The following is a 20,845-nucleotide window of genomic DNA, read 5'->3' on the forward strand; positions in this document are numbered from 1 at the left end:
GGAAAGGAAGTTAAACTAATGTGGTCAAAAATGATTCAGCGTTTGTTAAATGAAGAAAATTTGTTGATAGGAATTAGTGAACTAAGTGAAATTGCTGAAGTTTCGCCACGTCAACTTCGTTATTGGGAAGAAAAAGGATATATTTCTTCCATTGCGAAAGACGCAAACGGTCCACGGAAATATCGGTTACATACAGTCGTCAAAGTGCATTGGATCAAGCGTTTTTTAGATGAAGGATATACGTTACAAAGTGCGGTGGAAAAAGCAGAAGAGCAGCATCGTAATGTGGGGATGACGAAAAAAATCTTTAGTCAAATGTTTCATGGTATCTCAGAAGTTTGTCCCAATTACGTAGCGATTGATTTGGGCGATTTCGATGAAGAACAAAAATTATATGTCGTATTTAATGAAACCACAGAAGTCAGTGAGTATCTTTTAATTCCTAAGGATGCAGATGTTTCTGATGAGTTAAAGAAAAGAAAATAAGAATGAAATAGGACTGGGAGAAAGACCTGAAGTGAAAGTAAAACGTTACTGAATGAATCTTCGAGTTCTTTTTTTCTTGCAATTTCTTTATTTTTCTATATAATTTCTTATATGGAAAAGGAGGGTTTCGATGAAAGAAACAAAACCTTACGGAACAGTCTTGTTAAAAGCGGCTAAAATCATGGACTGTCTAAGTTTACAACCCGATCAAACCTTACAGGAAATTGCAAAGAATACCGAAATGACGGCATCAACGGCAATCAAAATTTTAGAAACCTTAACATTAATTGGCTATGTTCAAAAAGACACGAACAAGACGTACCGCTTAGGAACAAAATTGATTCGCTATGCGAATCAAAGTGTGGAGCAAATCGATTTAGCTGAAATTGCGGTACCTTATTTAGAAAACCTTCAAAATACGGTCGATGAAACCATTCATTTAGGGATTTTAAATAATAATGAAATTCTGTATATCAATAAATTAGAACCGAAAAATCAAACGATTCGCATGTCCTCGAAAGTGGGAATTACTCGACCTTTGTATAATTCGGCCATGGGTAAAGCCGTTTTAGCAGAATTTTCGGAAGAACAAGTGCAACAATATTTAGACACGCAGACATTAATTCCCTATACCGAAAATACGATTACCAATCCCTTGCGTTTGAAAAAAGAATTAAAACAAGTGCAACAAACGGGGGTTGCTTACGATGATGAAGAAATTGAACAAGATATTTTCTGTAGCGGAGTATCTTTAATGAAAGATGGCGAAATTGCGGGTGCTTTTAGTGTAAGCATGCCGAAATATCGTTTGACAGAGGAAAATAAAACGACGATTAATCAAGCCCTTTTAGCAACAAAAGCAGAGATTGAAGCGAAATTATAGTAGAAAAAGAAAGACAAACAAAAGTCGATTGGGATTTTTGTTTGTCTTTCTTTTTTTATTTTTGTAAAAACGTTTGCATTTTTTTTTTTAATCTGTATAATGAAGTTGTGAATTTCTTTATAATAAATATATATTTCTAAATAAGAAATGAGGGAGTCTGTTGAAGCGAGTATCAATTTTACAAAAATTAGAAAATGCTGGCGTGATTGCTGTGGTTCGCGGAAAGACAAAAGAGGAAGCACTAAAAGCTAGTCAAGCCATTCTAGCAGGCGGTATGCGGGGGATTGAGTTAACCTTTACTGTTCCTCAAGCAACAGAAGTGATTCAGGAATTAGTTGCGTTATACAAAGAAAATCCTGACGTAGTCATTGGTGCGGGGACAGTTTTGGATGCTACGACTGCTCGTTTAGCTATTGTAGCAGGGGCTGAATATATTGTGAGTCCAAGCTTCGATGAAGAAACCGCTAAAATTTGCAATTTATATCAAGTTCCTTACTTGCCAGGCTGTATGACCATCACAGAAATGAAAGAAGCACTGAAAAGCGGAGCAGATATTATTAAACTATTTCCGGGAAGTGTTTATGGACCGAGTGTTATTTCAGCATTTAAAGCGCCATTGCCTCAGTTAAATATTATGCCAACGGGTGGTGTCAGTTTGGAAAATATGGCCGAGTGGTTTGCTGCAGGTGTGACGGCCGTCGGTGTTGGTGGCAATCTGTTAGCGCCAGCAGCAACTGGGGATTTTGAAAAAGTTCGTGAGGTTGCCCAAGCCTATATGGAAAAATTCCAAGCAATCAAAGGGGTGTAGGCACATGGGGAAAGTCGTAACATTGGGAGAAATCATGTTGCGTTTGTCCACGCCTGTCGGAATACGCGTAGCACAAACAGAAAATTTCGCTGTACATTACGGCGGTGGTGAAGCGAATGTAGCGATTTCGTTAGCGAACTATGGCCACCAAGTGACTTTTGCTAGTAAAGTGCCCGATAATTCATTAGGAGAAGCCGCCAAAAAGCATTTAAGTCGTTATGGGGTTTCAACGGAATTTGTACGAACTGGCGGAACACGCCTAGGAACATATTACTTGGAAACTGGTACAGGAGAACGAGCAGCCAGTGTTGTCTATGATCGCGCCTATTCAAGCTTTGCTCAAATCGAAGAAATGGAATGGGACTTACATGAGCTGTTTTCAGGAGTAGAGATCTTTCATATTTCAGGGATTACAGCGGCGTTATCAAAAAATTGGCAAAGTATGACGGTTGCGTTAGTTAAAGCAGCGAAGCAAGCAGGGTGCCAAGTAAGTTTTGACATTAATTATCGAGGGAAACTTTGGTCCCAGAAAGAAGCGAGCGTGGCATTGAAGGCCATTCTTCCATTTGTTGATATTTGTTCAGCTGGGGTATTAGATGCTCGTTATTTACTGGAGATTCCAGAACCAGAGGAAGAACTTGAAGACGCATTAACGTGGTACTACCGAAAAATGCAAGAACGTTATCCTAACATTCAAGTATTTTATTCAACCAAACGTCAAGTTCATTCAGCGACAGATAATGAATTAATCGGAACGCTATGGTACAAAGGTGCGTATTATACGTCCAAATGTCATCGATTACAACCGATTGTTGACCGTGTCGGTGCCGGTGATGCGTTTGCTGGTGGGGTTTTACATGGCATATTAGCTGCCTATGATCCACAAACCTGCATTGATTTTGCGACAGCGGCTAGTGCGTTAAAACATACTGTCCATGGTGATTGTAATCAATTTAGTCAAAAAGAAGTCCTTGCTTTTTTGGCAACGGGCTCAGGAAAAATAAATAGATAGGAGATTTTAGTTATGCAAAATATGGAAACACGTTATACACATAGTCCGGCGGATATCCGTCACTATTCAACAGAACAATTGAGAGATGAATTTTTAGTAGAGAAAGTTTTTATTCCAGGTGCAATCAGCTTAACCTACACACATAATGATCGGATGATTTTTGGTGGTGTGACACCGACCACAGAAGAATTAGAAATTATTTTGGACAAAGAATTAGGGGTTGACTATTTCTTAGAACGCCGTGAACTAGGGGTTATTAATATTGGGGGACCCGGCTTTATTGAAATTGATGGCGCCAAAGAAACAATGAAAAAACAAGATGGCTATTATATTGGGAAAGAAACAAAACATGTTCGTTTTTCTTCAGAAAACCCTGATAATCCAGCGAAATTTTACATTAGTTGTGTCCCAGCACATCATAAATATCCCAACGTAAAAATTAGTATTGATGAAATTACCCCAATGGAAACGGGTGATCCATTAACATTGAACCAACGTAAAATTTACCAATACATTCATCCGAACGTTTGTGAAAGTTGCCAGTTACAAATGGGCTACACCATTTTAGAACCAGGTAGCGCTTGGAATACAATGCCTTGTCATACACATGAACGTCGTATGGAAGCGTATGTTTATTTTGATATGGAAGAAGATACGCGGATTTTCCACATGATGGGTAAACCAGACGAAACGAAACATTTAGTAATGAGTAATGAACAAGCAGCCATTTCACCAAGCTGGTCAATTCATTCTGGGGTTGGTACAAGTAATTATTCCTTTATTTGGGCCATGTGCGGAGAAAATATTACGTACACAGACATGGATATGGTTGCAATGGATCAATTAAAATAAACCAAAGAAAGAGGAGAAAACATGGAATTTAAAATGAATGATTTTCAATTAGATGGAAAAGTAGCGTTAATTACAGGTGCTGTTTATGGGATTGGCTTTGAGATTGCGAAATCCCTAGCTGAAGCAGGAGCAACAATTGTTTTTAATAACTTATCTCCTGAATCAGTTGAACAAGGCTTGGAAAATTATCGGGCCGCAGGGATTGAAGCACGTGGTTATGTGTGTGATGTCACTGATGAAGAGCAAGTTCAAGCGATGGTTGCTCAGATTAAAGAAGAAGTCGGCTCTATTGATATTTTAGTCAATAATGCGGGAATTATTAAACGAATTCCAATGGTGGATATGTCAGCAGAAGAGTTCCGTCAAGTGATTGATGTTGACTTGAATGCGCCATTTATTATGGCAAAAGCGGTTATTCCAGATATGATTGAAAAGGGTCATGGCAAAATTATCAATATCTGTTCAATGATGAGTGAACTAGGTCGTGAAACAGTTAGTGCGTACGCGGCAGCAAAAGGCGGACTAAAAATGTTAACGAAAAATATTGCTTCTGAATATGGACAATATAATATTCAATGTAATGGGATTGGACCTGGCTACATTGAAACGCCACAGACGGCGCCATTAAGAGAACCAGGGCATCCATTTAACGAATTCATCTTGGGACGAACACCTGCTAATCGTTGGGGCACACCAGCAGACTTAGCTGGCCCAGCAGTTTTCTTAGCATCTAACGCTTCTGACTTTGTTAACGGACATATCTTATATGTCGATGGTGGAATTTTAGCTTATATTGGAAAACAACCATAAATAAGTAACAAAAAGCGGACATACCTAAAAAGGATGTCCGTTTTTTGTTATTTACTCATTGATTGAATTGGTAAAAACCGTATCTAATTTTTAAAAAAAGTCAATTTTTGACAGTAATTCGTCAAGATTAACTATATAATTTGCTAACATTCCTTGCTAAACTAAAATTACAAAAAAATGAAAGCGTTTCATTTGCGCTGGTGGGATGGAAAAGGAGTTTTGATTGCCGATGATTATTAAACAGGAACAATTCATACCAAAAGATACAGTAGAAACAACGATTGACTTATTAATTAGAAATTTAACAACGATTAAAGATAACACAGGTGAATTTCTGTTAGATTTTGATGGTTTAAAAGTTGATGACAAAAGTTGGACGATTTGGAACTGGCCGCAAGGCGTTGGGGTGTATGGTATATATAAGAATTATCGAAATACTAAAAGTGAAAAAGCTTTACAAGTAGTTAACGACTGGTTTGAAGGTCGGATGCAAGAAGGCGCGCCGCCTAAGAATGTGAATACGATGGCTCCGCTTTTAACAATGGCTTATCTATATGAAGACACTAAAGACTCTAAATATATACCTTACTTAGAGCAATGGGCGGAATGGGTGATGGAAGAAATGCCCCGAACGAATGAAGGGGGCTTGCAACATGCGACATATGGACCAGAAAATAAAAATCAATTATGGGATGATACGTTAATGATGACTGTCTTACCTTTGGCAAAAATTGGTAAGTTGTTGAATCGACTCGATTATTTGGAAGAAGCAAAGCATCAATTTTTAATCCATATTAAATATTTACAAGATAAAAAAAGTGGTCTATGGTATCACGGTTGGACTTTTGAGGGAAATCATAACTATGCGGAAGCACTGTGGGCAAGAGGGAACTGCTGGATTACGATTGCTATTCCAGAAATTATTGAAATCTTAGAGTTGCCAAAAGGAGATAGTTTACGGGAATTTTTATTAAGTACCCTCAATGCGCAAGTGGCAGCTTTAGCGAAATACCAAGATGAATCTGGTTTATGGCATACATTAATTAATGATTCAAATTCGTATTTAGAATCTTCTGCTACAGCGGGATTCGCTTATGGGATTTTAAAAGCGGTTCATAAAAAATATATTTCTTCTGAATATGAAGAAGTGGCAAACAAAGCAATTGCTGGCTTACTAAATGAGATTGATGAAACGGGAGAAGTACAACATGTGTCAGTTGGTACAGGAATGGGTGATAATTTAGATTTTTATCGCACAATTGGAATGACAGCGATGCCTTATGGTCAATCATTAACAATCCTATGTTTGACTGAATTGCTTGTTTCTTATTGCTAGAAAAGTAAGGAGAAAAGTTCATGAAAAAAAGAAAGGTTTTATTTACAGCAGTTATGGTATTGGCAGGATTACAGTTGCTAAGTGGTTGCGGCAAAACAGAAGCTTCGGCAAGTGATACGGTAGTCTTGCGCTATGCGTATGCTAGTAATAGCCAACCAGTTATCGATTCTATGAAGAAATTCGGGGAATTGGTAGAGGAAAAAACAGATGGTAAAGTTCAAATTGAATACTTTCCAGATGGTCAGTTAGGGGGAGAAACAGAACTAATTGAATTAACACAAACAGGTGCAATTGATTTTGCAAAGGTCAGTGGATCAGCATTAGAAAGTTTTTCTAAAGATTATTCTGTATTTGCCATTCCGTATATTTTTGATAATGAAAAACATTTTTTTAAAGTAATGGATAATCAAGCGCTAATGCAACCAGTGTATGATTCTACAAAAAAATTAGGATTTGTTGGTTTAACTTATTATGACTCTGGTCAACGAAGTTTTTATATGAGCAAAGGGCCTGTTACATCTCCAGATGATTTGAAAGGTAAAAAAATTCGGGTCATGCAAAGTGAAACCGCCATCAAAATGGTAGAACTTTTAGGGGGTTCGCCAGTACCTATGGGTAGTTCGGAAGTATATACTTCTCTACAATCTAATCTAATCAACGGTGCAGAGAATAATGAGTTCGTTTTATATACAGCTGGTCATGGTGGTGTGGCTAAGTATTATTCTTATGATGAGCATACTCGAGTGCCAGATATTGTGATTATGAACGAGGGAACAAAAGAACGTTTGACAGCGAAACAAGAACAAGCGATTGAAGAAGCAGCAAAAGAATCGACCGCTTTTGAAAAAACGGTCTTTAAAGAAGCAGTTGAAGAAGAAAAGAAAAAAGCACAAGCAGAATATGGCGTTGTGTTCAATCAAGTAGACAGTGAACCATTCCAAAAACTTGTTCAACCGTTGCATGAATCATTCAAAAATAGCTCAGAACATGGCAAACTGTATCAGGCTATTCGCCAGTTGGCGGACTAATTAAGGAGGTAATTATGAAAGGTTTTAGAAAATTTTTAAATCGACTTTTAGAAATACTTGGATCAATCATTCTTGCTGCAATGGTTTTGGTCGTTTTGTACCAAGTGTTTGCCCGGACAGTGTTAAAAAATCCTAGTACCTTAACAGAAGAATTTGTTCGCTTTGCATTGGTCTGGCTGGCGATGTTAGCTTCTGCTTATGTGGTTGGAAAAAAGGGACATTTAGCAGTAACTTTGTTAAGTGAAAAATTACAAGGGAAACAAAAACGCTTTTTAGAATTTATTGTTCAATTGTTGTTCCTACTTTTTGCAGGAGTGATTATGATATTTGGCGGTTGGAATGGTGTAGTAATTACGTTAGGACAAATTTCACCATCTTTGGCAATTCCTATGGGTTATGTCTATTTAGCCGTTCCAGTGGCAGGTGTTTTGATGTTTATTTATAGTTTGATGAATTTGCTAGAGTTATTCACGCAATCAAAAGATTCTTAATGCGTTTATAGAAGAAAAAGAATAGGAGTAAAAATATGGCTTTAGAAGCAGGCATTATCTTATTTGTAGTTTTTGCAGTCTTATTGGTAGTTGGTATGCCAATTGGTATGAGCATTGCGGCATCTTCAATTGCAACATTGTTATTAGTAATTCCTTTTGAAGCAGCTGCATTTACCTCAGCTCAAAAAATGGTCTCTAGTTTAAATAGTTTCTCTCTCGTAGCAATTCCGTTTTTTATTTTTTCTGGTGTGATTATGAATAATGGGGGAATTGCCCAAAAGTTGGTAAATTTTTCTATGTTATTTGTTGGTCGTGTTCCCGGCGCGCTAGCACATACTAATGTGTTAGGGAACGCATTATTTGGTTCGATTTCTAGCTCTGCAATTGCAGCATCTACTGCTATTGGTGGCGTGCTAATTCCGCAACAAGTAAATGAGGGCTATGATCGGAAATTTGCAACGGCTGTAAATATTGCCTCTGCTCCTACAGGAATGGTTATTCCACCAAGTACAGCGTTTATTATGTATTCATTGGTGGCTGGTGGGGCCTCTATTTCTTCTTTATTTTTAGGAGGTTATTTGGTAGGTTCTTTGTGGGCGTTAGGAATTATGGTGGTAGCCTATGTTATTGCAAAACGTCATAATTATCCTACTGTGGCAAAAGCAAAAAAAGGAGAAGTCAGCAAGGTTCTGCGAGAAGCGGTTCCCAGTGTATTGTTAATTGTCATTATTATTGGTGGTATTTTGACGGGGTTATTTACAGCGATTGAAGCATCAGCAATTGCTGTTGCATACTCATTATTGATTTCAATGTTTTACTACAAAACAGTGAAAATAAACGATTTACCTAAAATGTTAAAAGAGGCTGTCTTGATGAGTGGAACCATTATGTTCTTGTTGGCAACTTCTTCAATGATGTCTTTTGCGATGGCTTTTACAGGGATACCAGAAGCAATCAGTACAGCTATTTTAGGAATCACAGACAATAAATACTTAATTCTACTATTAGTAAACGTTGTCCTATTGTTTGTGGGAATGTTTATGGATGTTGGTCCAGCTATTTTGATTTTTACGCCAATCTTTTTACCAATTGTTATGAATGTTGGGGTGGATCCAGTTCATTTTGGTTTATTTGCGATTATGAACTTGTGTGTTGGTTCAATTACACCACCTGTTGGAACAGGATTATATGTTGGTGCTAGTGTTGGGGGTGTTAAAGCTGAGCAAATGCTGAAACCACTAGTTCCATTTTATCTGGTAATCTTAGCAATTTTACTTTTAATCACATATGTACCTGAACTTGTCATGTGGTTACCAAATCTAATTTCTTAATTCAATACAAATTGTCTAACAACCCCAATTGAGCGAAATATAAGTTGTTCAATCAACTAGATTTGGTAATTTACTATAAAATATTGAGTTTAGGAGGCATAGAAATAAAAAATCTCTCTATGACGTTATGTGTCATAGAGAGATTTTTTAGAAGCCACTTTTACGGTATTGACTAGGAGTTAATCCAGTTCGCTTTTTAAATAATCGACTAAAGTAGGCATAGTTTTCTAAACCAACATCTACAGCAATTTCTTTCACTGTTTGATTAGAATAGCGTAGTAAATCTTTTGAATAAGAAATTTTTTTACTAATTTGATATTTAATTGGCGGTAATCCAATGTATTTGGAGAACTCTTTGTTCAATTGATATTTATTTAAATGAAAGAGTTGAGCCAAGTCTTCTAAAGAAATTGTTTCTTTGAAATGTTGATCAATGTAAGCTTTCATTTCCAAAACCAATGATGGAATCGTTTCGTAGGTAAAGTCTTGACGATACTTTTGCAACAATAATTCGTTCAGTAATTGATGAATTAAAACGGAAGATTGGTAATCAGTTTGCGCATGTTGTAAATATTGTAATTGTAATAATTGCTGAATGATTAAATGAATAGGATTATCTTCTGGAAGCTGATTAGTGGAGAAAACTGGTGAACCATTTTTCATAAATTCTTGGAAAAAAGCACCAGAATTTCCTCCTTCAAAATGAATCCAGTCCATTTCCCAAGGATCTTCGCTGGTTGCTTGATAGTATTGATAATCCCGACAGTCAATAAAGAATAAATCACCTCTCTGTAAGCTGTATGTATGATAACGATAGCGTAATTCCCCAGTACCATTTAGCGTGAATTTAATTAAGTATGATGGTAAATGTGCCCGCTCCGTATAATAAGGGCGCGAGGCTTTAAACTGTCCAATTTCCTGTATGTAATAAAAAAGTGTGCGACTTTTGCTGCTAGGTGTCAAAATATGTCGCTTAGAATCGTCTGACCAAGAGTAGTCGGCTTTTTCCCAATAATCCATAAGAACCTCCTAATTACCAAGATAGTACAATTATATCTCAAAATTGTGAGAGGTGAAAGCGCTATTTTTTGTTTATGATGAATACATAAAGTTAGTCTAACGTACAAAAAATAAAAATAGTGAAAGGATTGACAACTATCAACAAAGTGAAAAAAGAACAAGTTGAAAAGCGAACCTATTTAGCGGTTGATATTGGCGCTTCTAGCGGTCGCATAATGAAAAGTCAACGTTTAGCGAATGGTCAGATAACAATAGAAGAAATTCATCGTTTTAAAAATGGTTTTCATCAAAAAGATGGGTATCAGCGTTGGGATATGGCTAGTTTAGTCCATGAGTTACTGCTTGGTCTGCAAAAAGTTAAACAATTAGGTATCAAGGAATGTTTTATTGGAATTGATACTTGGGGTGTTGACTATTGTCTGCTGGATCAATCTGGACAACTTTTGGACGAACCGATTGCTTATCGAGATGGACGGACAGAAGCAGCTGTAACAAATTTTTCAAAAGGCTATTCATTAGAAAAATTGTACCAACAAACGGGGATTCAAGTTCAACCTTTTAATACCATTTTTCAGTTATTTGTAGAGGAAAAGGAACGTTTGGCTGCAGCCAGTCAATTGTTGTTAATCCCTGATTACTTAGGTTATGTCTTTACTGGAAAAGCAGTCATCGAAGCAACCAACGCTTCCACCACGCAACTGTTGAATGCTGGAACGAAACAATGGGAAAGTGAATTACTGGGTTTCCTAGGAATTGATGAAACACTATTTCCAACATTAGTAGAGCCGGGCACGATTTTAGGCGACCTGCAAACAGCGGCTTTTCCAGACTATGATTTACCAAATGCAACGTTGATTACGATAGCTAGTCATGATACAGCTTCAGCAATTTTAGGTACGCCAGGCATTGGCGATGACTGGGCGTACATTAGCAGTGGTACTTGGTCTTTATTAGGCATTGAAACGACTGTTACAACAATTTCTGCTGAAGCTTTCCAAGAAAATTACACGAATGAATGGGGCGCCCAGAACACAATTCGTTTCTTAAAAAATATTATGGGTATGTGGCTAATTCAAGAAGTGGCACGGCACCAAAACTACCAATATAGCTATCCTGAATTGGCCGCCTTAGCTGAAAAAGAACCAGCATTTCAACAATTTATTGATGTAAATGATCCTCGTTTTTTAAATCCAGGAAATATGATTACTGAATTACAAGCCTATTGCCGTGAAACGCAACAAACAGTTCCTGAAAGCCCTGGTGAACTCGCTCGTTGTATTTATGATAATTTAGCATTGTGTTACAGCGTAGAACTAGAAAAATTAGCTCAATTAACAGGAATCGAACGGAAAATTACAACTTTACATGTTGTCGGTGGTGGTTCCAATAATCGTTTATTGAACCAGCTAACTGCTGATATTGCTAATGTTACAGTGAAAGCGGGACCTGGAGAAGCAACTGCTTTAGGTAATCTTTTGATGCAGATGATTGCAACAGGTGAACTTAAAGATATTCCAGCAGCTCGTACTTGTATCCAAACATCTTTTCCCACGGAAATCTATCAAGCAAATCCAATTGATTCAACAATAAAAAATCGCTATCAAGCATTTATGAAAAGGAGCTCATTATGACAACCATTACACAAAAATATGAAGAAGCGAAAGAAAAATATGCCAGTATTGACGTAGATACCGAAGCTGTATTGGAAAAAATGGCTGATGTCAAAATTTCAATGCATGTGTGGCAAGGAGATGATGTGAGAGGCTTCTTAAGTGAGGATGAACTTTCTGGTGGTATTTCAGTTACAGGGAATTATCCAGGCGTTGCTCGAAGTCCCCAGCAACTACGTCAAGATTTAGAAAAAGCGTTTTCTTTAATTCCAGGAAAACACAAATTGAACTTGCATGCTATTTATTTAGACACAGAGGAAAGGGTGGATTTAAACGAACTGGAACCAAAGCATTTTGAACCATGGGTGACTTGGGCAAAAGAAAATGGCTTAGGATTGGACTTTAATCCAACCTTTTTCTCGCATCCAATGTACCGCGATGGCTTTACTTTAGCTCATCCGAATCCGCAAGTTCGAAACTTTTGGATTGAGCATGGGAAACGTTCACGAAGAATTGCTGAATATTTTGGAAGAGAATTAGGACAAGTAGCTGTCAATAACTTTTGGGTGCCAGATGGCTTTAAAGATAACCCAGTTGATCGTTTAACGCCGAGAAAGCGGCTAATTGCTTCGCTAGATGAAATTTTTTCAGAGGAAATTGATCCAGCTTATACAGTCGATGCGGTGGAAAGCAAGCTCTTTGGGATTGGTTCAGAAGCCTATACAGTTGGGTCTCATGAATTTTATATGGGCTACGGTTTAACGCGGAATAAATTAATTTGTTTAGATGCTGGTCATTTTCATCCAACAGAAGTGATTTCTAATAAGTTATCTTCATTATCCTTATTTGGCGAAGGAATGCTATTACATGTCAGTCGTCCAGTTCGCTGGGATAGTGACCACGTTGTCATTATGGATGATGAATTGCAAGAAATTGCCAAGGAGTTAGTTCGCAATGATTTATTAGGAAAAACACATGTGGGCTTAGATTTCTTTGATGCCACAATCAATCGTGTTGCCGCTTGGGTGATTGGCACCCGCAATACACAAAAAGCGTTAATGAAAGCGATGCTTGAGCCAACAAACGTCTTAAAAGAAGCTGAATTGATAGGAGATTTTACCACACGTTTAGCCTTAACGGAAGAGTTAAAAGACTTTCCATTTGCCGATATCTGGAACTACTACTGTCAAGAAAATCACGTACCTATCGGCTTAGATTGGTTAACGGATGTTCAAGAATACGAAAAAGTGATTTTACCAACTCGTCAATTGCCAACAGGTAAAGATAGTTGTCGTTTTTCATAAAATTAACAAACGAGAGGAACTTCTAAAATGAAAAAAATGAACGTGTTACAAGCACCATTTGTGGAAGAAATGGTCAAAACGACCAAAAATTTATATCGTTTAGGTTGGGATGAACGAAATGGCGGAAATATTTCGTATTTATTAAAAGAAGAGGAGATTTTACCTTTTCTAAATCCAACACAAGTGCTCCGAAAGATTCCAATGAAATTTGATGCAACGAAATTAGCAGGAAAATATTTTATCGTGACAGGCTCAGGAAAATATTTTAAAAATGTCTGTGATGCACCAAGTGAAAACTTAGGGATTTTACGAGTTAGTGAAAATGGCCAAGAACTAGAACTATTGTGGGGCTTAGAAGATGAAGCTGTACCAACAAGTGAATTACCTAGTCATTTTATGAGCCATATTGCTCGTTTAGCTGTTGATCCAGAAAATCGCATTGTCATGCATAATCATGCGAGTCATTTATTAGCAATGAGTTTTACCCACGAATTAGATGAAAAAGTCTTTACTAGAACATTATGGCAAATGTGTACCGAATGTTTAGTAGTATTTCCAGACGGTGTTGGTATTATTCCATGGTTGGTTCCTGGAACGAATGAAATTGGTGTAGCAACGGCTGAAAAAATGAAAGAATCTCGTTTGGTTTTATGGCCGCAACATGGTATTTATGGTACTGGTCGTGATATGGATGAAGTATTTGGTTTAATTGAAACTGCCGAAAAAGCCGCTGAAGTGTACACTTATGTTTGTGCGCAAGGAGGCGTTCGCCAAACAATTTCAGATGCAGATTTATGGCGCTTAGCAGAAGCGTTTGGTGTGACACCGAAAGTTGGCTATTTGGAAGAGAAAGTATCAAAACGGAGAAAGCTATGATAAAAAAAGCCTTTTGTATGCAAGTATATCCTGATCAACAGGCCGAATATCAACGACGTCATGAGGAGTTATGGCCAGAAATGCGTCAAATGCTGAAAGAACATGGGGCAATTAAGTATCAAATTTTTTTAAATCCTGAAACCAGTACACTTTTTGGTTATTTAGAAATAGAAGATGAAGCTCGCTGGGAACAAATAGCACTGACGCCAATCAATCAAAAATGGTGGAACTATATGGAAGATATTATGGAAACAAATCCTGATTGCTCGCCGATGACGACTGAATTAAGAAAAGTTTTTGAACTATAATTTAAAATAGAACAGTTTGTTATAGTGAATCGTATGATTGTACACAAAACAACTTACTTGAGTGGAGTTGATTTTAAGAAATTGTTCTGGAACTTACAAAGAAAGCCTTTGTGGTAACGCCTGTTCCAGAAAGTAATAAATTGTACCAACATTAGCTGTAACTGTTTATTCAAAAAATAGTTAACTTCTAAAAAAAGAGGTGAATCTTGTTGAAGAGTGTAAAAGAAATCCGGAAATCACAAGTAAATAGTATGATTTCAGATCAATATGAGATCTTTCATGTAAAAGATATGGTTAGTCCAGAAAAAACCATCTATCATTACCACGATTTTTATGAAGTCCATTGTACGTTAAAAGGGGTAGCAACGTTCTTTTTAGATGGACATCAATTTGATGTTGAAGCAGGGACCGTTTTACTCATTCATTATCATGATTTACATCGAATTATTAAGCAGAGTACTGATGATTTCGAACGGATGTATATTTTTTTAACACCCGATTTTTTACAACAACGATCTAGTAAACGGACAAACTTGTCTGCTTGTTTTCAACATTTTGGTCAGCGTCGTAGTAAAGTTATCAAAGTGGATGTAGCAAAATTAGCAAACTACTTGACCCCGTTAGATCATTCTCCTTTGCCAGAAGAATATGGTGCGGATGTTCGTTATGAACAACAACTGTTAGACTTTTTAATTTACTTAAATCAATTAGTTCTGAAAGAAGAGAATGAGAGCCAACCAAAACAAATGATTGAAAATGAACGAATTGAAGCAATGATTACCTACATTTCTCAAAATTTGGATCAACCATTAACCTTAGAACAGATGGAAAAAAATTTTTTTGTGACTAAGTATTATGTAACGCGGGAATTTAAGAAACATACAGGATTTACTTTCCATCAATTTGTGCTGAAAAAGAAACTACTTTACGCTAAACAGTTATTAAAAGAATATCGCAGTGCTAGTGATGTTTACCTGAAATGTGGATTTAAATCATATCCACACTTTTTGAAATCCTTTAAAAAAGAGTTTAATATGACACCAAAAGAATTTTTGGTGCAACATAAGAATAATCAGATCATTCATTTTGATCATTACGAAGAATCTATCAAGAAAGTGAGGCTTGAATAAAATGTTGACACTTGCAGTACGTGCCCATGATGTTGGCACCAAAATATCTCCTGTGGAATTGGCTAAAAAAATTGCTGAAACGAACATAACTTCAATTCAATTTGCCTTAGGTATTTCTTATCCAGAATATGCAAGTGCTGCTGTTCTATCTCCAGGACTAGGAAGCCAATTGAAGAATATTTTCGAAGATGAAAAGATTACGATTAGTGTCCTAAGTTGTTATATTAATCTGATTCATCCAGATTTAGAAGAGCGAGAAAAACGACTGCATCAATTTGAAACATACATTCGTTACGCTTCAATGTTTGGGGCAAAAATCGTTGCAACTGAAACAGGCAGTATATATGAAACGATTTATTACACTGAAGATAATTATACAGAAGAAGCCTACGAAGAAGTTTTATTTTCTGTTAGAAGATTATGTCGAGAAGCTGAAAAGTATGGGATAATTGTTGGGATTGAACCAGGAATCAATCATCCAATTCATACAATTGAAAAAATGCAACGATTGATTGACGAGGTTGCTTCAACTAATTTAGGCATTATTTTGGATCCTACCAACTTAATTCGAGTAGATATAGATAAAACGTATTTGGAAATAGTAGAAGAAGCGTTTGAGTGTTTTGGTGAAAAAATCGTTGCTTTTCATTTGAAAGATTTCATTATAAGAAATCAGCAGATATTTCCGGTAGCCATTGGCGAAGGGCAGGTGCCTCTTAAAGAAACCATTCAATTTTTGAATAAACATAAGCCCGGACTGTTCACTATTTTTGAGGAAACACCATTTGAAAAAATAGCAAGTGCCTATCAAAAAGTTTCGCAATATCATTCCATTTAGATAAAAATGTGCAACAAAAAACATCTCGATTTTTTGAGATGTTTTTCGTTGCTTAATAAGACAAAATATAAAATATACTTGCCTTAAAAACTCACATAAAAGAAAGAAGCAATCGCCACAGCAAATGAAATAATAGCAAACACTAAACTACTCCATAGTCCTAACAGAATAAATGGTGAGGTTCTTTTGCCGCCCTCTTTCTTTAAGTAGGAAAATGTCCGTCCAGTAACAATGAATTGCCAGATACTAATCAATAAAAAAATACCGCCAATTAAGTAACGCATGTCCTCGTCCTCCTTCTATTTAGTATACCACTTGATGAAAACGTTATCAAAACGCTGTATAAAAAAGTTGCCTTTCAAAAAAGAGAAAGGCAACTTTTTTGACGGTTTAACGGACGTCACCCATTAAGTTTTGGATTGGTTTTTTCACAATGAATAAGAGAATCCCAGCAACGACAGCTACAAGTCCGACAATCCCAAAATATGCTGACTCTGTTCCAGGTGTATAGAAACGAGCAATTTGAGCGTTAATGGCTTGTGAAGCGGCATCTGCTAATAACCAAATAGCAACGGTTTGAGCTTCGAAAGCTTTCGGTGCTAATTTTGTAGTAATCGATAAGCCAACGGGAGATAAACACATTTCTCCGACAATCATAATGAAGAAACTAAAGAATAACCAAAGTGGACTCACCCGTCCTTCGGTACCATAAAGTAGACCTGGCAACATTAATAAGACGAAGGAAAGACCAGCAAAGACTAGCCCTAGTGAAAACTTCACAACTGTTGATGGTTGACGTTTACCTAGTTTTGTCCATAATGTAACAAAAATAGGGGTCAAAATAACTACGAATACAGGATTTAATGATTGGAACCAGCTAGCGGCAATCGGGAAGCCAAACAAACTCGTTTGCGTCCGTTCATTTGCAAATAGAGCAAGAATAGACGAACCTTGTTCTTCCAATGACCAGAAAACAATTGCTGCTAAGAATAATGGCAAGTAAGCCAGAACTTTTGGTTTTTCTTCAGCAGTGACATCTTTAGACGTTAACATTTTGCTGAAATAATAAACAGGTAACAGGATTCCTAACACGCTGATGGTATTAATAAAGAAATCAATTGTTAAATGTCCTGTGACATAGGCGCCACCAAAAATAAGTAAAGCAACGACAATTGCCAACATAAATGCTTTAGCAAATTTCTTTTGCTCTTCTTTAGACATTGGATTAGTTGGGGCCTGACCAATTCCAGCCAGAGATTTACGTCCTTGGAAATAATATTGTAGTAGCCCGAAGAACATCCCTACTGCGGCAACGGAAAAGCCTAAATGATAATTATATTCTTGTCCTAAAGTTCCGACAACAAGGGGAGCGATTAAGGCTCCGATATTAATCCCCATGTAAAAAATGGAGAAGCCTGCATCTCTACGTAAGTCAGTTTTTGAATAAAGATGGCCAACCATCCCTGAAACGTTTGGTTTTAACATCCCAGTCCCAAATACAATTAACATAATAGAAACGAATAAGGCGGGGACACCAAATGGGGTAGCTAGAACAATATGTCCAGCAATGATTAACAAACCACCAATAAAAACAGTTTTCCTTGAACCTAAGACACGGTCAGAGACCCAACCGCCAATGATACTGGACATGAAAACCATTGATCCATAAATGGACATGATGGCTAAGGCAGTTGCTTTGGGGAGACCTAAACCGCCATTGGCTACGGTATCGTAAATGTAATACATTAGAATAGCACGCATGCCGTAGTAACTGAAACGTTCCCACATTTCTGTGAAGAACAGTGTTGCTAGTCCTTTCGGTTGTCCCAGAAAGGATTTGTCTAATTTCTCAAGTTGTTCTTTGTCACTCATAGATAAAACTCCAATTCTTATAATATTCAGAATATTTGATAATAAAATGACTTAAATGTAGATTCATATATTTTATTACTCATAGATTGGAAAATAGAAAGAGAAAAAACTGATTACGTTTTTAAATAACAAGCGTTCGAATGATTATTTGTTTTTTATTCGTGAATTACAATAAAAATGAATATTTATTCTGCTTTATTTTCAATACTTTGTTTTCGTAGTTGCTTTAGCTGTTCCTTTTTTGAATAAGATTAAAATGAATAAATAACAAGCAAAATATAAGATTTTTTTGTTTAACTCTTTTTGTTTCAATAGGAAGTGCTTAGTGTTTTTTCAGAATCGAAAAATGAATACGACAAAAAATTTATCTATATAATAGAAGGAAAAATAAAAATAGTGAATGATAAAAAAATTCAAAGAAAACACCTGTTCTTTTTAGGCGTGAGTTTTTGAAAAAAACATTCTCATGTCTAGTATATTTAACATTTTGTTACTTTTTGACTGAAACGAATGTAAAAAAACCGACATTTAAGGGCTAATCAAGGGTTAGAAAACGGTTTCTCAAAAATAAAATCCTGTTTTTTTAACTTTTTTTCGCAAAATATAAACAGGATAATATCAAGCTTCCAGCAGCTTTTTATTACAAAATGTAACAAAACCGACATTCTAGTAATAAATTGTCACGAGATATTCACCTACGGCCGGCCATTCGATGATAAAGTATGTGAAGTCGTTTCGATAAAGCGAAGCAGACGTGGTTGTTGCCGAGTGCTAAGAGCAACAATCAAATATTTTTAATTACAAAGGAGAAACATACATGAAATCAATCAAAACGATTTTACTTGGAACAACTTTGGCCGCAGGTTTAGGATTATTCTTAGGAACAGACGCAAACGCAGAAAGCTTATATACAGTTAAAGCAGGAGATACTTTATCAACAATTTCTCATCAATTTGCAGGAGACAATAGCTTAATTCAAAAAATTGCTTCTGATAACAAATTGCCAAATCTTGATTTAATTTTTGAAGGAGAACAATTAGTTATTCGTTCAGAAAAAGAAGTTGCTAATACTCCAGCACCAGCTGTAGAAGTTGCACCAGTTCAACAAGTAGTTGAACAACCTGTTGCACAACCCGTTCAACAAGAAGTACAACAACCTGTTGCTCAAGAAGTAGCGCAACCAGCAGCACCTGCCGCAAGCAGTGATGCAAAAGAGTGGATTGCACAACGTGAATCTAGTGGTTCTTACGATGCAACAAACGGCCAGTATATCGGTCGTTACCAATTATCTGCCTCTTATTTAAATGGTGACTATTCACCTGCCAACCAAGAACGCGTGGCAGATCAGTACGTAGCAGGTCGCTATGGTTCATGGGATGCAGCTAAATCATTCTGGTTAGCAAATGGTTGGTACTAAAATTAAATAAACGAAGTAATCTAATTAATTATTAAAAACCATAAAAAAAAAACAGTAACCTGTAAAGATTACTGTTTTTTTTGTCGATTTGTTAAGGTACAACGCCCCACGCTCGTCAATTGGTGGTCTGCGTTATAAATTTTTGCTTCCCAAACTTGAAGGGTCTTTCCCGAGTGATTGGGCGTCGCAATCACGGTAAGGCTACCATCATGGACACTGCGAAGATGATTTACTTGTAAGTCTATGCCGACAGCAAAAGTGTTTTCAGGAACGTTTTCGTTCGCACCTAAACTACAGGCAGTTTCAATTAAGACGCCGTTTAAGCCCCCGTGGACAAGGCCATAGGGTTGTTTATGCACGTCTTTTACCGCTAAAGTAAGCTGACATTTCTCAGCAGAAACGTGTTGAATCGTGATGCCTAAATACTCTAAAAGATGAATAGTAATCAGTCCTTTCTAATAAAAGAGAGAATAAAAGGTTTTTTATTTATTATACAGGAATGAAGAAAATTTGAAATAGCCATGTTTTTTCTTAAAATTCAAGCGACTTTTTCTCTAAAGTGCCGATTCTTGTGTATAATAGAAAAGATGAGATTAATGAAGGAGGTTTCCTAATGAGAAACTGGACAACAATTAAAGAATATGATGAAATTTTATTTGAGCAAGCAGGCAAAGTAGCAAAAATTACTATCAACCGCCCGCATGTTCACAACGCATTCACACCAAAAACAGTCATGGAAATGATTGATGCATTCAACATTAGTCGTGATAAAGAAGATGTCGGGGTTATTATTTTAACAGGCGCAGGTGACCAAGCATTCTGTTCTGGTGGCGATCAAAAAGTTCGAGGTAATGGTGGTTACGTTGGCGAAGACAATATTCCACGTTTAAATGTGTTAGATTTACAACGGTTAATCCGTGTCATTCCCAAACCAGTCATCGCAATGGTGAAAGGCTGGTCCATTGGCGGCGGCAATGTTTTACAATTAGTTTGTGATTTAACAATTGCGGCTGAAAACGCTAAGTTTGGGCAAACAGGACCAAATGTCGGTAGCTTTGATGGTGGATACGGCTCAGGTTACTTGGCGCGCGTTATCGGCCATAAAAAAGCGAAAGAAGTTTGGTTTATGTGTAAACAGTATTCTGCTCAAGAAGCTTTAGATATGGGCTGGATTAATACAGTTGTTCCATTGGATCAAGTAGAAGATGTGACAATGGAGTGGGCAGAAGAAATGTTAACCAAAAGCCCGATTGCTTTACGGATGATTAAAGCCTCTTTAAATGCCGATACAGATGGCTTGGCTGGTGTGCAACAATTAGCTGGTGATGCGACACTTCTTTACTATACAATGGCTGAAGCACAAGAAGGCCGAGATGCATTTAAAGAAAAACGGACACCAGATTTCGATCAATTCCCTAAATTCCCATAAACCA

At 36.8% G+C, this 20,845-nt stretch carries 22 protein-coding genes; 18 read left to right on the forward strand and 4 right to left on the reverse strand.

All coding sequences use genetic code 11. The features are described from left to right. The first annotated feature begins 18 nt into the window (after positions 1–18). The 10 genes from IGJ37_RS01690 (at position 19) to IGJ37_RS01735 (ending at position 9,037) form a co-directional block, all read left to right on the forward strand. Positions 19–486 (forward strand): MerR family transcriptional regulator, encoded by a 468-nt coding sequence (locus IGJ37_RS01690; protein ID WP_002383688.1) that lies wholly within the window; start codon positions 19–21, stop codon positions 484–486. 130 nt (positions 487–616) lie between these two features. Next, positions 617–1,369, forward strand: a complete 753-nt coding sequence (locus IGJ37_RS01695; RefSeq protein WP_267570882.1) for an IclR family transcriptional regulator — start codon at positions 617–619, stop codon at positions 1,367–1,369. A 160-nt stretch (positions 1,370–1,529) separates the two neighbouring features. Continuing rightward, entirely contained in the window at positions 1,530–2,177 is a 648-nt protein-coding gene (locus IGJ37_RS01700) for a bifunctional 4-hydroxy-2-oxoglutarate aldolase/2-dehydro-3-deoxy-phosphogluconate aldolase (protein ID WP_430598947.1), read from the forward strand. A gap of 4 nt (positions 2,178–2,181) precedes the next feature. Next, on the forward strand, positions 2,182–3,189 hold the full coding sequence (locus IGJ37_RS01705) for a sugar kinase (protein ID WP_002385349.1): 1,008 nt from the start codon (positions 2,182–2,184) through the stop codon (positions 3,187–3,189). A 12-nt stretch (positions 3,190–3,201) separates the two neighbouring features. Next, entirely contained in the window at positions 3,202–4,041 is an 840-nt protein-coding gene (gene kduI, locus IGJ37_RS01710; RefSeq protein ID WP_002355301.1) for a 5-dehydro-4-deoxy-D-glucuronate isomerase, read from the forward strand. A 21-nt stretch (positions 4,042–4,062) separates the two neighbouring features. After that, a complete protein-coding gene (locus tag IGJ37_RS01715; RefSeq protein ID WP_002362994.1) occupies positions 4,063–4,851 on the forward strand; it encodes a gluconate 5-dehydrogenase in 789 nt (262 codons plus the stop codon). 229 nt (positions 4,852–5,080) lie between these two features. Then, positions 5,081–6,187 carry a glycoside hydrolase family 88/105 protein gene (locus tag IGJ37_RS01720; RefSeq protein WP_325814932.1) on the forward strand — a complete coding sequence of 369 codons (1,107 nt, stop codon included), beginning with the start codon at positions 5,081–5,083 and terminating at the stop codon, positions 6,185–6,187. A 20-nt stretch (positions 6,188–6,207) separates the two neighbouring features. Further along, entirely contained in the window at positions 6,208–7,215 is a 1,008-nt protein-coding gene (locus IGJ37_RS01725) for a TRAP transporter substrate-binding protein (protein ID WP_325814933.1), read from the forward strand. Between the two features lie 14 nt (positions 7,216–7,229). Further along, positions 7,230–7,706 carry a TRAP transporter small permease gene (locus IGJ37_RS01730; protein ID WP_002355305.1) on the forward strand — a complete coding sequence of 159 codons (477 nt, stop codon included), beginning with the start codon at positions 7,230–7,232 and terminating at the stop codon, positions 7,704–7,706. A gap of 35 nt (positions 7,707–7,741) precedes the next feature. Continuing rightward, entirely contained in the window at positions 7,742–9,037 is a 1,296-nt protein-coding gene (locus IGJ37_RS01735; protein ID WP_002355306.1) for a TRAP transporter large permease, read from the forward strand. A 147-nt stretch (positions 9,038–9,184) separates the two neighbouring features. On the opposite strand, the gene IGJ37_RS01740 is transcribed toward IGJ37_RS01735, so the two are convergent. Further along, entirely contained in the window at positions 9,185–10,057 is an 873-nt protein-coding gene (locus tag IGJ37_RS01740) for a helix-turn-helix domain-containing protein (RefSeq protein ID WP_002380029.1), read from the reverse strand. A gap of 119 nt (positions 10,058–10,176) precedes the next feature. Between IGJ37_RS01740 and rhaB the strand changes: the two genes are divergently transcribed. The 6 genes from rhaB (at position 10,177) to IGJ37_RS01770 (ending at position 16,123) form a co-directional block, all read left to right on the forward strand. Further along, on the forward strand, positions 10,177–11,688 hold the full coding sequence (gene rhaB / locus IGJ37_RS01745; RefSeq protein ID WP_002380030.1) for a rhamnulokinase: 1,512 nt from the start codon (positions 10,177–10,179) through the stop codon (positions 11,686–11,688). Next, positions 11,685–12,971, forward strand: coding sequence for an L-rhamnose isomerase (rhaA, locus tag IGJ37_RS01750; RefSeq protein ID WP_002380031.1), 1,287 nt, complete (start codon positions 11,685–11,687; stop codon positions 12,969–12,971). Before rhaB ends, rhaA begins: the two co-directional genes overlap by 4 nt. A 27-nt stretch (positions 12,972–12,998) precedes the next feature. Next, positions 12,999–13,847, forward strand: a complete 849-nt coding sequence (gene rhaD, locus IGJ37_RS01755; RefSeq protein ID WP_002363003.1) for a rhamnulose-1-phosphate aldolase — start codon at positions 12,999–13,001, stop codon at positions 13,845–13,847. Further along, complete coding sequence (rhaM, locus tag IGJ37_RS01760; protein WP_002380032.1) at positions 13,844–14,155, forward strand: L-rhamnose mutarotase; 312 nt, start codon at positions 13,844–13,846, stop codon at positions 14,153–14,155. The genes rhaD and rhaM overlap by 4 nt, the downstream gene beginning before the upstream one ends. A 251-nt stretch (positions 14,156–14,406) precedes the next feature. Then, positions 14,407–15,285, forward strand: a complete 879-nt coding sequence (locus IGJ37_RS01765; RefSeq protein ID WP_002358417.1) for an AraC family transcriptional regulator — start codon at positions 14,407–14,409, stop codon at positions 15,283–15,285. 1 nt (position 15,286) lies between these two features. Beyond that, a complete protein-coding gene (locus IGJ37_RS01770; RefSeq protein WP_002355313.1) occupies positions 15,287–16,123 on the forward strand; it encodes a sugar phosphate isomerase/epimerase family protein in 837 nt (278 codons plus the stop codon). 83 nt (positions 16,124–16,206) lie between these two features. Here IGJ37_RS01770 and IGJ37_RS01775 read toward each other — a convergent pair whose 3' ends face one another. Next, complete coding sequence (locus IGJ37_RS01775) at positions 16,207–16,407, reverse strand: hypothetical protein (protein WP_002355314.1); 201 nt, start codon at positions 16,405–16,407, stop codon at positions 16,207–16,209. A 106-nt stretch (positions 16,408–16,513) separates the two neighbouring features. After that, positions 16,514–17,995: a peptide MFS transporter gene (locus IGJ37_RS01780; RefSeq protein ID WP_002355315.1), complete on the reverse strand. Its 1,482-nt coding sequence runs from the start codon at positions 17,993–17,995 to the stop codon at positions 16,514–16,516. Positions 17,996–18,812: 817 nt separating this feature from the next. Between IGJ37_RS01780 and IGJ37_RS01785 the strand changes: the two genes are divergently transcribed. Further along, positions 18,813–19,412: a LysM peptidoglycan-binding domain-containing protein gene (locus tag IGJ37_RS01785; RefSeq protein WP_002355317.1), complete on the forward strand. Its 600-nt coding sequence runs from the start codon at positions 18,813–18,815 to the stop codon at positions 19,410–19,412. A gap of 68 nt (positions 19,413–19,480) precedes the next feature. On the opposite strand, the gene IGJ37_RS01790 is transcribed toward IGJ37_RS01785, so the two are convergent. Next, a complete protein-coding gene (locus IGJ37_RS01790; protein ID WP_014524728.1) occupies positions 19,481–19,861 on the reverse strand; it encodes a PaaI family thioesterase in 381 nt (126 codons plus the stop codon). A gap of 110 nt (positions 19,862–19,971) precedes the next feature. On the opposite strand from IGJ37_RS01790, the gene menB reads away from it, so the two are divergent. Next, positions 19,972–20,841: a 1,4-dihydroxy-2-naphthoyl-CoA synthase gene (gene menB, locus IGJ37_RS01795; RefSeq protein WP_002391106.1), complete on the forward strand. Its 870-nt coding sequence runs from the start codon at positions 19,972–19,974 to the stop codon at positions 20,839–20,841. The last annotated feature ends 4 nt before the right edge of the window (positions 20,842–20,845 follow it).

Origin of the sequence: Enterococcus sp. AZ104, from assembly GCF_050546705.1 — a bacterium.
Classification (GTDB): Bacteria; Bacillota; Bacilli; order Lactobacillales; family Enterococcaceae; genus Enterococcus; species Enterococcus faecalis.

What these genes read in the sequence shown, in the direction of transcription:
- IGJ37_RS01720 (WP_325814932.1), top strand. Translation starts at nt 5,081, where the DNA reads ATGATTATTAAACAGGAACAATTCATACCAAAAGATACAGTAGAAACA.
- rhaM (WP_002380032.1), top strand. Translation starts at nt 13,844, where the DNA reads ATGATAAAAAAAGCCTTTTGTATGCAAGTATATCCTGATCAACAGGCC.
- kduI (WP_002355301.1), top strand. Translation starts at nt 3,202, where the DNA reads ATGCAAAATATGGAAACACGTTATACACATAGTCCGGCGGATATCCGT.
- IGJ37_RS01770 (WP_002355313.1), top strand. Translation starts at nt 15,287, where the DNA reads ATGTTGACACTTGCAGTACGTGCCCATGATGTTGGCACCAAAATATCT.
- IGJ37_RS01715 (WP_002362994.1), top strand. Translation starts at nt 4,063, where the DNA reads ATGGAATTTAAAATGAATGATTTTCAATTAGATGGAAAAGTAGCGTTA.
- IGJ37_RS01775 (WP_002355314.1), bottom strand. Translation starts at nt 16,407, where the DNA reads ATGCGTTACTTAATTGGCGGTATTTTTTTATTGATTAGTATCTGGCAA.
- IGJ37_RS01765 (WP_002358417.1), top strand. Translation starts at nt 14,407, where the DNA reads ATGATTTCAGATCAATATGAGATCTTTCATGTAAAAGATATGGTTAGT.
- IGJ37_RS01690 (WP_002383688.1), top strand. Translation starts at nt 19, where the DNA reads ATGTGGTCAAAAATGATTCAGCGTTTGTTAAATGAAGAAAATTTGTTG.
- rhaD (WP_002363003.1), top strand. Translation starts at nt 12,999, where the DNA reads ATGAAAAAAATGAACGTGTTACAAGCACCATTTGTGGAAGAAATGGTC.
- IGJ37_RS01740 (WP_002380029.1), bottom strand. Translation starts at nt 10,057, where the DNA reads ATGGATTATTGGGAAAAAGCCGACTACTCTTGGTCAGACGATTCTAAG.
- IGJ37_RS01785 (WP_002355317.1), top strand. Translation starts at nt 18,813, where the DNA reads ATGAAATCAATCAAAACGATTTTACTTGGAACAACTTTGGCCGCAGGT.
- IGJ37_RS01695 (WP_267570882.1), top strand. Translation starts at nt 617, where the DNA reads ATGAAAGAAACAAAACCTTACGGAACAGTCTTGTTAAAAGCGGCTAAA.
- IGJ37_RS01705 (WP_002385349.1), top strand. Translation starts at nt 2,182, where the DNA reads ATGGGGAAAGTCGTAACATTGGGAGAAATCATGTTGCGTTTGTCCACG.
- IGJ37_RS01735 (WP_002355306.1), top strand. Translation starts at nt 7,742, where the DNA reads ATGGCTTTAGAAGCAGGCATTATCTTATTTGTAGTTTTTGCAGTCTTA.
- rhaA (WP_002380031.1), top strand. Translation starts at nt 11,685, where the DNA reads ATGACAACCATTACACAAAAATATGAAGAAGCGAAAGAAAAATATGCC.
- IGJ37_RS01780 (WP_002355315.1), bottom strand. Translation starts at nt 17,995, where the DNA reads ATGAGTGACAAAGAACAACTTGAGAAATTAGACAAATCCTTTCTGGGA.
- IGJ37_RS01730 (WP_002355305.1), top strand. Translation starts at nt 7,230, where the DNA reads ATGAAAGGTTTTAGAAAATTTTTAAATCGACTTTTAGAAATACTTGGA.
- IGJ37_RS01725 (WP_325814933.1), top strand. Translation starts at nt 6,208, where the DNA reads ATGAAAAAAAGAAAGGTTTTATTTACAGCAGTTATGGTATTGGCAGGA.